Genomic DNA, 12,514 nt, shown 5'->3' on the forward strand with positions numbered 1-12,514 from the left:
AAAACAAGAGATATGAAGAGTATAAAGGAAAAGTAATGAGGAGAACTCTTTAGTTTAGAAGGAAAGCAGATAAAGAATAAAAAGCATCTTTTTAAGATGGAAGAGAGGCCCGAACCGTGAATAGAAGCGGTTTGAGTCTTTTTATATTTGAGAGGTATGTTTCTGTTTCTTTTAATGAAAAATAACGTGAATAATGCGTTAGCTTTCTGTTTTATGCGAAATATATTCTAGACAAAAATACATTTATGTTTTAAAATTAGTACCAAGTCATAATAATTGATATAAAACGGAGGGCTGCGATGTGAACGTGGGCATTTTAGGGATCGGAAGATATGTGCCAGAAAAAGTAGTCACAAATCACGATTTAGAGAAAATAATGGAAACATCCGATGAATGGATTCGTACGAGAACGGGAATTGCAGAAAGACGCATTGCCGATGATACAATAGATACTTCATATATGGCCGTAGAGGCTTCTAAAAAAGCACTTGAAGATGCAGGAATTAACGGAGAGGATATCGACCTTATTTTAGTAGCAACAGTAACACCAGATCGTGCTTTTCCAGCAGTTGCTTGTGTAATTCAAGAAGCGATTGGAGCGAAACAGGCAGCTGCAATGGATGTAGGTGCAGCATGTGCTGGTTTTATGTACGGAATGATTACAGCGCAGCAATTTATTCAAACGGGAACTTATAAAAATGTATTAGTAGTTGGTAGTGATAAACTATCTAAAATTGTAGACTGGAACGATCGAAATACAGCAGTATTATTTGGAGACGGAGCCGGTGCTATCGTAATGGGAGCTGTTTCAGAAGGTAAAGGTGTTCTATCTTTTGAATTAGGAGCAGACGGAAGTGGCGGCAAGCATCTTTATCAAGACGAGTATGTTATGATGAATGGCAGAGAAGTGTTTAAATTTGCCGTTCGTCAACTTGGTGATTCTTGTCTTCGCGTTTTAGATAAAGCTGGTCTTACGAAAGAAGATGTGGATTTCTTAGTACCGCATCAAGCAAACATTCGTATTATGGAATCTGCAAGAGAGAGGTTAAATTTACCACAAGAAAAAATGAGTATGACAATTGAGAAGTTCGGTAATACATCAGCTTCTTCAATTCCGATTGCAATGGTAGAGGAATTGCAAAACGGACGTATTCAAGACGGTGATTTAATTATACTTGTTGGTTTTGGTGGCGGATTAACATGGGGAGCAGTTGCTCTTCGTTGGGGTAAATAAGGACTGAGAGAAAAAAGGAGTGTATTTTGTATGGAAAAAAAGAGGGTCGTAATTACAGGACTAGGGGCTGTTACACCGGTCGGAACAGATGTTGAAACAGCATGGGAAAACATTAAAAAGGGTGTATCTGGAATTGGGCGACTTACAAGAATTGATCCAGAACTATTTCCAGCAAAAGTAGCAGCGGAAATTAACGACTTTGAAGTCGAGAAATATATTGATAAAAAAGAAGCGCGCCGTATGGATCGCTTTACACAATATGCAGTGGCAGCAGCGAAAATGGCAGTTGCAGACGCAAAGCTTGAAATTACAGAAGAAAACGGACCTCGAATTGGTGTATGGATTGGATCTGGTATTGGCGGTATGGAAACATACGAAGAACAATTTAAGATTTTTACTGAGAAAGGCCCACGCCGCGTGAGCCCATTCTTCGTGCCGATGATGATTCCAGATATGGCAGCAGGTCAAGTATCAATCGCAACAGGAGCAAAAGGAATTAACACTTGTTCTGTGACGGCTTGTGCATCTGGTGCAAACTCAATTGGTGATGCATTTAAAGCAATTCAGCGTGGTGATGCTGATGCAATGATTACAGGCGGAGCAGAAGCGCCGCTAACAAGTATGGCATTCGCAGGATTTAGCTCAGCGAAAGCATTAACATTTAATGAAGATCCAGCAACGGCTTGCCGTCCATTTGATAAAAACCGTAGCGGTTTCGTAATGGGTGAAGGTTCAGGTATTCTAATTCTTGAAGAATTAGAGCACGCATTAGCGCGCGGTGCTCACATTTACGCGGAAATTGCTGGTTATGGTGCAACTGGAGATGCGTTCCATATTACAATGCCTGCTCCTGGTGGTGAAGGCGGAGTGCGTGCAATGCGTCAAGCTTTAGCTGATGCAGGCCTACAGCCAGAAGATATTGATTACATTAATGCGCATGGTACAAGTACGGATGCGAATGAAAAATATGAAACGATGGCAATTAAAGAAACTTTCGGTGAGCACGCGTATAAAGTAGCGATTAGCTCAACGAAATCAATGACAGGTCACTTATTAGGAGCAGCTGGTGCTGTTGAAGCGATTTTCTCTATTAAATCAATTACAGACGGAGTAATTCCTCCAACAATTAACTATGAGACACCAGATCCAGAATGTGACTTAGATTACGTACCGAATCAAGCGAGACACCAAGGAGTAAATGCAGTATTAAGTAACTCATTAGGATTCGGTGGTCATAACGCAGTGTTAGTATTTAAATCGTATAAATAATAGATGAAATAAGGAGTTTTTTCGTAATATATTGCGAAAAAACTCCTTATTTATTTTTACGTCTTTTTCTCCTGTAGCATATACATAAGAAAAAAGGAGGGATAAAGATGGGGATTGTTGAAACAGCTGAATGGCTACATTTATATTATGGGCGGCCAGAAAAACTTTGTGAGAAATTTACGAAGTATATTCCGTTGCCAAAAGAAAGATTGTATCGCTTTTTAATTTCAAAAGGGATGTATCGCCCAATCATGCGCGGAGAAAAGGAAATTAAAGAATTAGAGGAAAAGGAAATTTGGAAAGAATTGAGCCTGGAGTATGATAAACTGAAAAATTGGTTAAAAGGTCCAGATGTCCCTGTCTTTATTTTATTATCAGATTCCTATAATCGAACTGTACAAGAAGAGTATAACGGTAGGGCTGGATTATCTATGCGTCATGTTATTTTCTTATTCGTATGTGGGCGGAATTCGGTAGAAGAATTAAAAGTGTTATTGGCGCATGAATATCATCACATATGCAGGTTACATCAAATTGAGATGAAAGAAACAGAATATACATTACTTGATACGATGATTATGGAAGGGCTAGCTGAGCAGGCAGTAACAGAAAGGTATACAGAAAAAAACAATGCACCGTGGACGGCGTATCTTTCAAAAGAAGAAGCTATTTATTATTGGAAAAATGTTGTACATGAAAGAATAAGTATAAAACGAGGAACAAGGGAACATGACATCGTATTAAATGGCTTTCACTCTTATCCGAAGATGCTTGGCTATGCGCTTGGATTTCATATTGTCAAAGATTGTGTAACTTTGGAAGGAGAAGATACACTTTCTTTATTATCTATAGATGCAAAAGAAATATTGAATAAAGCAAGTGCATTTCATATATAAAAAACAGGAGTTCTATTTCCTGTTTTTTTATTATTAATAGAAGAAAAAATAATAATTAGAATATATTTCCTCAAGTGGAATAAAGTTAAGCAAAAATGAACATAATGATTGGTACAAACAGTAGTGAAGTGAGGGGTAGTGAATGTTATATCTACATGATGTATGGGTAAATTGGTTTGAAGGTGAAGAAAATGGGTATAACGTTTGTCATTTTTACGAATGGCGGAAAGATGATACGATTGAGCTATTAGATCAAGTGCCATTATTAAAAGTAGATGCCACATTATATCATTACATCGAGAACGAATTGTTAGAGCTTCCGCAAAAAATGCTGGAAGACGTACATCATAAGGCTTATATTCGTAAAAATCATGAACGTTTGCAGCAAGAGTATTGCTTTGTTGTTACAGATGGAAAAGGAATTATTGCGATTGACACAATTGGTTACAATGTACCAATTCGTAAAAGCAGACTTATACCACGCCAAGAGCAGATGGTATATGAGATGGTAGAAAACGTAAAAGCAGAAAAGTATGAGTTCCAAGTAGAAGAAACAGAAAAAGAACATCACATTTTATCACCATCGCCTTTCATTATGAATGGCTTGACTCGTAAAGAAAGACAGCTAAAACAATTATTATTTATGGCGTTAGATCAATTACATACAACGAAAAATACAGCAGAGATTCGCTATTGGTACACAGAGTGGGATCCATCAGCATATGGAACGGTTCAACATATGGAGTTCGAGGATATTTGGGCTAGACTGTATGATGAAGCGAAAGCTGGCTGGTCTGAGAAACATGAACAATTATGTGAGCGTCTTGTAAAAGGACAGCCATTTTTTGAAAAGTTATGGGAAATGGAAAATGAGCAAAAGGTAAATTAAAAAACCGCCGATTGGCGGTTTTTTTAATTTGTTGTAATCCAGCTCCAGCGGCAAGAATGTTCGGTGGCTTCGCGCCTTCCTGCGAGGCAAAAAGCGCCTCTACGTCAGGAGCTCCATCCCCCTCACATTCTAAGCGAGCCGCTTCCGCTTTATATGAAATCCAGCTCTGGCAGCAAGCTCTTCGTGTCTAAGAACCTTCCGCATAAGAAGACAAAAAGCGTCTTCTATGCGAAAGAACCTTAGCCAGTCAGAGCTGAACGAGCTGCCTCCGCTTTATATGTTACCTACGTTTTCTGCTTAGTCCCATTGCGTTTTCTACTTTGCGTAGTTGTTTGAATGCAACGCGGTTTGCTTTTTCTGCACCTTTGTCTAGAATTTCGTCTAGTTCTGGTGAATTGATTAGTTCGTTATATTTGTCTTGGATTGGACGAATTGCTTCTACGACTACTTGCGCTAGGTCGCCTTTGAAGTCGCCGTATCCTTTTCCTTCGTACATTGCTTCAATTTCTTCAACTGTTTTTCCGGAGAATGAAGAGTAGATTGTTAATAAATTAGAGATACCAGGTTTGTTTTCCTTATCAAATTTCACGATACCTTCAGAGTCAGTTACAGCACTCTTAATTTTCTTTTCAATTGTTTTTGGCTCATCAAGCATACTGATCATTGATTTTGGATTTGGATCAGATTTACTCATTTTTTTCGTAGGTTCTGTTAATGACATAACGCGAGCTCCTACTTTTGGAATACGAATTTCAGGCATTGTGAAGATTTCGCGGTAACGTTTGTTGAAACGCTCTGCTAAGTCACGTGTTAATTCGATATGTTGCTTTTGGTCATCACCAACCGGCACGATTTCAGTGTTGTAAAGTAAAATATCAGCAGCCATTAATGGTGGATACGTAAGTAATCCAGCTGGAACTGAATCTCTACCAGAAGCTTTATCTTTATATTGCGTCATACGCTCTAATTCTCCAACGTAAGCAACAGATTGCATAATCCATCCTAGTTGAGCGTGTGCTGGTACTTCTGACTGTACAAATAAAGTAGCTTTTTCAGGATCGATGCCGCATGCCACATAAAGTGCAGCAAGGCTGCGGATGTTTTTACGAAGCCCGACGGGATCTTGAGGCACTGTAATCGCATGTTGGTTTACAATACAGAAATAACAGTCGTGTTCATTTTGAAGCTCTGTAAACTGCTTCATTGCTCCTAAATAGTTTCCAAGTGTAATCGTTCCACTTGGCTGAATACCAGAAAAGATAACTGACATAAGTAATTCCTCCTAAAATTGAATGTGTGATGTGGGGAAGAGAAGGCAAACAAAAAAGCCCATTCATCCCAAAAACTATAGGGACGAATGGACCGCGGTACCACCCTAATTATTTCACTACTGTGAAATCTCTCTAATCCATAATAACGTTAGGATATAACGCCAAAGCCTACTACTTTCGGTTCGGTTTGGTGCTCAAAAGCCCATTCCATACTGTACAATTACTTGTTCACACCAACCACAAGCTCTCTGAAATTGCCTCAATATGTACTCTTCTTTATCATCGCATACATATAAATTTATTTATTGTTACTTGAGCTCTTTTAATATGAAAGAACTAAAGTTTTATAACAAAATGTTTTGCTGATTATTATATCATATGGGATAGTGTTTGCAAACTACATCAAAATAGTAAAGCTAATGAGGGTCGAGAACAACCCAAGAACGATACCTGTAATACAAATCGGATATGTCCATTTGAATGAATATGTTTTATAAATACGTTCTTTTTTATCTGTAGGTTCCTCGACTTCTTCAATTAAAGAGTCAATCTTTTTGTTCGTACCAAATACTCTCTGGAAAGCATATAGAGTTACATTGAAAAACCCATTTTGAAATATGAATAAAAAACCACCTATCAGAATAAAAAATAGCGCGATATAAAACGAGATGTTGACAAAGTTCAACAAAAATTGAGATGAAATGAGGAATGCAGCAATACTAGAAGCAATCATCGCTATAAAAATTAGTATACAAGTATGAAAAAAAACTTTATTCAAAATATTCCCCTCCGTCAAAATATTACTAGAATTATTATACTATAAAAGCTATAATATGTACTAGGATTAATTTTTTGAAAATTATACGCAATTAAAGGTCTGATTTTAAGATGATGGTAGCAATGTTAATGTATCCCTTTACGAAAAATTAAAAATATAAATATTTTATTAAAAATTTTAACAAAAAAACAAAAAACTATATTCACAATCGTCTTATTATATGTATAATGAAAATTGTAGAAACTTGGAGATTATTCTTTCAATTCTACTTTTTAACAAGTGAGGGTACAGGAAGTGCAATTAGGGGAGGCAACACAACATGAAGAAAAAGATACCGTTATTACTTGCATCAACTTTAACTGCAAGTATGTTGCTTAGCGCGTGTAGCTACCAAAAAGATGACGCAAAAGCAAAAGGGAAAGAGAACGCTACGAGTAGTAGTAACGGAAAACAGATTCTTAATTTAACAGAGTTATCTGAAATTCCGTCAATGGATGCATCATTAGCATCTGATTCTTCATCTTCTACAGCATTAAATAATACGATGGAAGGTTTATATCGTATTGGCAAAGATCAAAAGAGAATGCCTGGAGTTGCAGAAGATGTCGAAAAGCTAGATGATGGGAAGAAATATATATTTAAATTAAGAAGAGATGCGAAATGGTCGAATGGGGAACCTGTAACAGCTAAAGACTTTGTGTATTCATGGAAAAGAGCAGTAAATCCAGATACAAAAGCAACGTATTCGTACATTATGTTCGATATTAAAAATGCAGAGAAAATTCATAAAAAAGAATTACCTGCTGACCAATTAGGTGTAAAAGCTATTGATGATTATACATTAGAAGTAGAATTAGACAATCCCGTTCCTTACTTTATCGATTTAACAGTTTATCCAGTATTTTACCCACTAAATGAAAACTTTGTAAAAGTACAAGGTGATAAATTTGGTTTAGAGGCAAATACAACATTATATAACGGTCCATTCGTTATGAGTGATTGGAAACATGAACAAAGTTTCCAATTCAAGAAGAATCCTTCATATTGGGATAATAAAACGGTTAAAATCGAAGAAATCAACTTTAATATTGTAAAAAATACAGCAACTGATGTAAATTTATATGAGACAAACGCGATTGATCGAGCGGCTTTAACGTCTGAATTTGTTGATAAGTTTAGAAAAAGCCCAGAGTTCCAAACAAGAAAAGAAGCAGGGGTTGCTTACTTAAGATTTAATCAAAGTAATCAGTACTTAAGTAATAAAAACTTAAGAAAAGCAATTTCAATGTCCTTTGACCGTGATAACATTGCAAAAGTTATTTTAAATAACGGTGCAATTGGAGCTTACGGCTTTGTTGGAAAAGATTTCGCTGAAGGTCCGAATAAAAAGGATTTCCGAGCTGAAAATGGAAAGCTAGTTGAAACAAATCCAAAAGAAGCGAAAAAGCTTTGGGAAACAGCGAAGAAAGAGCTTGGAACTGATAAAATCGAACTAGAATTCTTAAACTTTGATAATGAAGATGCTAAAAAAGTTGGGGAATTCTTAAAAGGTGAGATGGAAAAGAACTTACCAGGTTTATCAATTAAAATTAAACAGCAACCATTCGCACAAAAAAATAAATTAGAAGATTCTCAGCAATATGATATTGCGTTTGGTATTTGGGGACCAGATTTCCCAGATCCAATCTCATATTTAGATATGTTTGTTACGAATGGTTCTCAAAATAAAACAGGGTATTCTAATCAGAGATATGATGAGTTAATCCTAAAAGCTAAAACAGATACAAAAGATTTACAAGCTCGCTGGGACAACCTTCTAGAAGTAGAGAAGATGTTAATTAAAGAGGATGCAGTTATCACTCCAATCTTCCAAAAAGGTTCAGCGTATGTAGTAAAAGGTGCCGTAAAAGATATTATCCCAATTAACTATGGTGGTAAATTAACTTACAAATGGGCATCTATTGAACAAAAATAATCTTTTTTTTCCATCGTTTACAAGGGTATATGCTTATGATGGGCATATGCTCTTATTTTAAAAAAATAAAAGTAAGAATATTTAAAACTATCTTATTGCTTTTGAGAAAAACGGGGAGGTGCTTGACTATGGGACGTTATGTATTAAAACGTTTCGTGTACATGGCTTTGACATTATTTTTAATTACTACACTGACTTTCTTTTTGATGAAATTACTTCCGGGTTCTCCGCTTAAAAACCAGGAGAAGCTATCACCGGCACAAAAAGAAATCATTCTTGAAAAATACGGATTGAATGATCCGGTACCAGTTCAATACGCACGTTACTTAGGTAACTTAGCAAAAGGTGATTTAGGGGTATCATTCCAATATGATAACCGCCCAGTAACAGACATGATTGTGGATCGTATTGGACCATCAGCCCAATTAGGTTTACAAGCGATTATATTAGGAACGTTTATCGGTTTAATTTTGGGTATTGTTGCCGCACTTCGTAATAATACGTGGGTAGATTATAGTGCAACAGTTATTTCGGTACTCGGAATGTCGGTACCATCATTCGTATTTGCCGCATTACTGCAATATTTCGTAGGGGTAAAACTTGGCTGGTTCCCAGTAGCATTCTGGAAAGGGCCAGAGTTTACTGTAATGCCTACAATTGCATTATCGATGGGAGTTATCGCAACAATCGCACGTTTCTCTCGTGCAGAGTTAATTGAAGTTATGCAAGCCGATTACATTTTAACAGCGAAAGCGAAAGGAATTAGCCAAGGCGTTATTATTGTTAAACATGCACTTCGTAACGCGTTAATTCCAGTTGTAACAATTTTAGGACCAATGGTTGCGGCATTAATTACAGGAACACTTGTTATCGAGCAAATTTATGCTGTACCAGGACTTGGGGAACAATTCGTTAAATCGATTACTTTAAATGACTATACAGTTATTATGGGAACTACGATTTTCTATAGTGCGATTTTCATTTTAGTTATTTTCATTGTCGATATTTTATACGGAATTATTGATCCTCGTATTCGTTTAGCGGGAGGGAAAAAATGATGAAAGATGTACAAAAATTATCTCCAGATTTATTTCAACAAGCCAATCAAAATAATGTTGATAATGAAGTCATTGCCCGTCCAAGCTTAACGTTTTGGCAAGATGTAAGAAGACGTTTATTCCAACATAAAGGTGCGATGCTTGGACTTGTATTATTAGTTATCATTGCGCTATTAGCGATTTTTGGACCGATGGTAAGTAAACATTCGTATAAAGAGCAAGATTTAGGTCGTGCGAAATTACCACCAAAAATTCCAGTTATTGAAAATGTTCATTGGTTACCATTTGACGGTACAGATCAATATGGTGTTGACCAGTATGAAAAACGTGATATTAAAGAGTACTTCTGGTTTGGTACAGATGATCTTGGCCGTGACTTATGGACAAGAACATGGGAAGGTACACGCGTATCATTATATATCGCTCTTTTAGCGGCAGCAATTGACTTAGTAATTGGGGTTGCATACGGAGGTATTTCAGCATTCTACGGCGGTAGAGTAGATAATATTATGCAACGTATTATGGAGATTATTAACGGTATTCCATACTTAATCATCGTTATTTTAATGGTAATCATTATGGGATCTGGTATTTGGTCAATTACACTCGCGATGGCGATTACAGGTTGGATAGGGATGTCGCGAATTGTTCGTGGACAAATCTTAAAGTTAAAAAACCAAGAATATGTATTAGCATCTCGTACATTAGGTGCAACAAATACACAATTAATTGTGAAACATTTAATTCCAAACGTAATGGGACCTATTATCGTAATGACAATGTTTACAATTCCATCAGCGGTGTTTGGTGAAGCGTTCTTAAGTTTCATCGGTTTAGGGATTCAGCCACCATTTGCGTCACTAGGTTCTCTTGTAAATGATGGTTATAAATCTATTCAAACGTATCCGCATATGATGTTCATCCCTGCGGTTGTCATCAGTATATTAATTTTAGCGTTTAACTTAATGGCAGACGGATTACGCGACGCGTTAGATCCAAAAATGCGTAAGTAAAAGAGGGGAGAGGCAAAGATGAAAACATTGTTAGAGGTAAAAGATTTACAAGTCTCCTTTGATACACATGCAGGTGAAGTACAAGCTGTACGCGGCGTTACTTTTGATTTGAAAAAAGGAGAAACATTGGCGATTGTAGGAGAATCTGGTTCAGGGAAATCAGTTACTTCTAAAGCGTTAATGGGATTAATTCCGAATCCTCCTGGACGCATTAAAAATGGTGAAATCGTATTTGAAGGTCGTGACTTAACAAAATTAACAGAAAAAGAAATGCAGCAAGTACGCGGTAAAGATATTGCGATGATTTTCCAAGATCCAATGACATCATTAAATCCAACGATGACAATTGGAAATCAAATTATGGAAGGTCTAATTAAACACCAAGGGATGAGTAAAGCAGATGCACGTAAAGTTGCTTTAGAATTAATTGACCTTGTAGGTATTCCAAATCCAGAAGCTCGTTTAAAACAATATCCTCACCAATTCTCAGGTGGTATGAGACAGCGTGTAGTTATTGCGATGGCGTTAGCTTGTAACCCGAAATTATTAATTGCCGATGAGCCGACAACAGCGCTAGACGTTACGATTCAGGCGCAAATTTTAGAACTTATGAAAGACATTCAGCAAAAAACAGAAGCAGCAATCATTTTTATTACGCATGACTTAGGTGTAGTAGCAAACGTTGCGGACCGAGTGGCAGTTATGTACGCTGGTAAAGTTGTTGAAATTGGAACTGTAGATGAAATTTTCTACAATCCGAAACATCCATATACTTGGGGTTTAATCGCATCTATGCCAAGTTTAGATGGTTCAGAAGAAGAGTTATATGCAATCCCTGGAACGCCTCCAGATTTATTGAAGCCGCCGAAGGGAGATGCTTTTGCACCACGTAACCCACAGGCACTGAAAATTGACTTTGAAATGGACCCACCTTTATTTAAAGTAAGTGATACACACTATGCGGCAACTTGGTTACTTCACGAGCAAGCTCCAGAAGTAAAACCGCCGGCAGTCGTTGAAAGACGCATTCTTCAAATGAAAGCAGGTGAACAACATGACTAAACAACGTGAGAAATTAATTGAAGTAAAAAATGTAAAGCAGCACTTCGACGTGAGTGGTGGTGTTGTCAAAGCGGTTAATGATATTTCATTTGATATTTACCGCGGAGAAACATTTGGTCTTGTAGGAGAATCGGGTTGTGGTAAATCGACAACTGGAAGAACAATTATTCGTTTATATGATGCAACTGCTGGTGAAGTATTGTTCGATGGTGAAAATGTACATGGTAAGAAATCACGCGCAGAACTGAAGAAATTCAACCGTAAAATGCAAATGATTTTCCAAGATCCATACGCATCATTAAATCCTCGTATGACAGTAGGGGATATTATCGCAGAAGGTATTGATATTCACGGATTAGCGAAAAGTAAAAAAGAGCGCATGGACCGTGTTCATGAACTATTAAACACAGTTGGTTTAAATAAAGAGCACGCAAACCGTTTCCCACACGAATTCTCAGGTGGACAACGTCAGCGTATCGGTATTGCTCGAGCGCTTGCTGTAGACCCAGAATTTATCATTGCCGATGAGCCGATCTCAGCACTGGACGTATCGATTCAGGCGCAAGTTGTAAACTTACTGAAAAAGCTACAAAAAGAAAAAGGTTTAACATACTTATTCATCGCCCATGATTTATCAATGGTAAAATACATTAGTGACCGTATTGGTGTAATGTATCGTGGCCAAATCGTTGAGTTAACAACAAGTGATGAATTATATGCGAATCCAATTCATCCATATACGAAATCACTATTATCAGCGATTCCACTTCCAGATCCAGATTATGAGCGCAATCGTAAACGTATCGTATATGATCCATCGCAGCATGATTACGGTAGCGAAGTGCCAACAATGCGTGAAATTCGCCCAGGACATTTCGTACTATGTTCTGAAGCGGAGTATAAGAAATATAAAGAGATTTATCAATAAGAAAAAGAGCCATTCTTCTGTTATGAAGTGCACCCCAATTGTTAGACACAGTCTAACAATTGGAGGTGCATTTTTTATGGCTAAATTTTCTTCAAAAGAAAAAATCCAAGCGGTGAAACGATATTTAGATGGTACAGAAAG

The 12,514-nt window shown here is 37.1% G+C and carries 11 protein-coding genes and 1 other annotated feature; of the genes, 9 read left to right on the forward strand and 2 right to left on the reverse strand.

From position 1 onward, the window contains the following. The first annotated feature begins 301 nt into the window (after nt 1–301). The 4 genes from fabH (at nt 302) to CGQ22_RS30810 (ending at nt 4,288) form a co-directional block, all read left to right on the forward strand. Entirely contained in the window at nt 302–1,234 is a 933-nt protein-coding gene (fabH, locus tag CGQ22_RS30795) for a beta-ketoacyl-ACP synthase III (RefSeq protein WP_001100544.1), read from the forward strand. A 30-nt stretch (nt 1,235–1,264) separates the two neighbouring features. Continuing rightward, nucleotides 1,265–2,503: a beta-ketoacyl-ACP synthase II gene (gene fabF, locus CGQ22_RS30800; protein ID WP_089149773.1), complete on the forward strand. Its 1,239-nt coding sequence runs from the start codon at nt 1,265–1,267 to the stop codon at nt 2,501–2,503. A 107-nt stretch (nt 2,504–2,610) separates the two neighbouring features. Next, the gene (locus tag CGQ22_RS30805; protein ID WP_000513273.1) at nt 2,611–3,399 is read left to right on the forward strand and encodes a DUF2268 domain-containing putative Zn-dependent protease; all 789 of its coding nucleotides are present in this window, start codon (nt 2,611–2,613) and stop codon (nt 3,397–3,399) included. 142 nt (nt 3,400–3,541) lie between these two features. After that, complete coding sequence (locus CGQ22_RS30810; RefSeq protein WP_000966124.1) at nt 3,542–4,288, forward strand: YjbA family protein; 747 nt, start codon at nt 3,542–3,544, stop codon at nt 4,286–4,288. Between the two features lie 280 nt (nt 4,289–4,568). Here the strand turns inward: CGQ22_RS30810 and trpS are convergent, their stop codons facing one another. Together trpS and CGQ22_RS30820 are read right to left on the reverse strand one after the other, a co-directional pair. Further along, a complete protein-coding gene (trpS, locus tag CGQ22_RS30815) occupies nt 4,569–5,558 on the reverse strand; it encodes a tryptophan--tRNA ligase (RefSeq protein WP_000110982.1) in 990 nt (329 codons plus the stop codon). Nucleotides 5,559–5,634: 76 nt separating this feature from the next. Then, nucleotides 5,635–5,851: a binding site (T-box leader), on the reverse strand. Between the two features lie 105 nt (nt 5,852–5,956). Beyond that, nucleotides 5,957–6,337 carry a DUF3899 domain-containing protein gene (locus CGQ22_RS30820; RefSeq protein WP_001044996.1) on the reverse strand — a complete coding sequence of 127 codons (381 nt, stop codon included), beginning with the start codon at nt 6,335–6,337 and terminating at the stop codon, nt 5,957–5,959. Between the two features lie 319 nt (nt 6,338–6,656). On the opposite strand from CGQ22_RS30820, the gene CGQ22_RS30830 reads away from it, so the two are divergent. From CGQ22_RS30830 to CGQ22_RS30850, 5 genes are all read left to right on the forward strand, one after another. Beyond that, a complete protein-coding gene (locus CGQ22_RS30830) occupies nt 6,657–8,312 on the forward strand; it encodes a peptide ABC transporter substrate-binding protein (protein WP_000727222.1) in 1,656 nt (551 codons plus the stop codon). Nucleotides 8,313–8,440: 128 nt separating this feature from the next. Then, complete coding sequence (gene opp3b / locus CGQ22_RS30835) at nt 8,441–9,370, forward strand: oligopeptide ABC transporter permease (protein ID WP_000534167.1); 930 nt, start codon at nt 8,441–8,443, stop codon at nt 9,368–9,370. Further along, nucleotides 9,367–10,383 (forward strand): oligopeptide ABC transporter permease, encoded by a 1,017-nt coding sequence (gene opp3C / locus CGQ22_RS30840; RefSeq protein WP_000974106.1) that lies wholly within the window; start codon nt 9,367–9,369, stop codon nt 10,381–10,383. The genes opp3b and opp3C overlap by 4 nt, the downstream gene beginning before the upstream one ends. 18 nt (nt 10,384–10,401) lie before the next feature. Next, a complete protein-coding gene (locus tag CGQ22_RS30845; protein WP_000854347.1) occupies nt 10,402–11,445 on the forward strand; it encodes an ABC transporter ATP-binding protein in 1,044 nt (347 codons plus the stop codon). After that, nucleotides 11,438–12,373, forward strand: coding sequence for an ABC transporter ATP-binding protein (locus tag CGQ22_RS30850; RefSeq protein ID WP_000166347.1), 936 nt, complete (start codon nt 11,438–11,440; stop codon nt 12,371–12,373). The genes CGQ22_RS30845 and CGQ22_RS30850 overlap by 8 nt, the downstream gene beginning before the upstream one ends. The last annotated feature ends 141 nt before the right edge of the window (nt 12,374–12,514 follow it).

This window comes from Bacillus sp. M13(2017) (assembly GCF_002218325.1).
Taxonomy (GTDB): domain Bacteria; phylum Bacillota; class Bacilli; order Bacillales; family Bacillaceae_G; genus Bacillus_A; species Bacillus_A thuringiensis_K.

What these genes read in the sequence shown, in the direction of transcription:
- opp3C (WP_000974106.1), top strand. Translation starts at nt 9,367, where the DNA reads ATGATGAAAGATGTACAAAAATTATCTCCAGATTTATTTCAACAAGCC.
- trpS (WP_000110982.1), bottom strand. Translation starts at nt 5,558, where the DNA reads ATGTCAGTTATCTTTTCTGGTATTCAGCCAAGTGGAACGATTACACTT.
- fabF (WP_089149773.1), top strand. Translation starts at nt 1,265, where the DNA reads ATGGAAAAAAAGAGGGTCGTAATTACAGGACTAGGGGCTGTTACACCG.
- opp3b (WP_000534167.1), top strand. Translation starts at nt 8,441, where the DNA reads ATGGGACGTTATGTATTAAAACGTTTCGTGTACATGGCTTTGACATTA.
- CGQ22_RS30810 (WP_000966124.1), top strand. Translation starts at nt 3,542, where the DNA reads ATGTTATATCTACATGATGTATGGGTAAATTGGTTTGAAGGTGAAGAA.
- CGQ22_RS30845 (WP_000854347.1), top strand. Translation starts at nt 10,402, where the DNA reads ATGAAAACATTGTTAGAGGTAAAAGATTTACAAGTCTCCTTTGATACA.
- CGQ22_RS30850 (WP_000166347.1), top strand. Translation starts at nt 11,438, where the DNA reads ATGACTAAACAACGTGAGAAATTAATTGAAGTAAAAAATGTAAAGCAG.
- CGQ22_RS30830 (WP_000727222.1), top strand. Translation starts at nt 6,657, where the DNA reads ATGAAGAAAAAGATACCGTTATTACTTGCATCAACTTTAACTGCAAGT.
- CGQ22_RS30805 (WP_000513273.1), top strand. Translation starts at nt 2,611, where the DNA reads ATGGGGATTGTTGAAACAGCTGAATGGCTACATTTATATTATGGGCGG.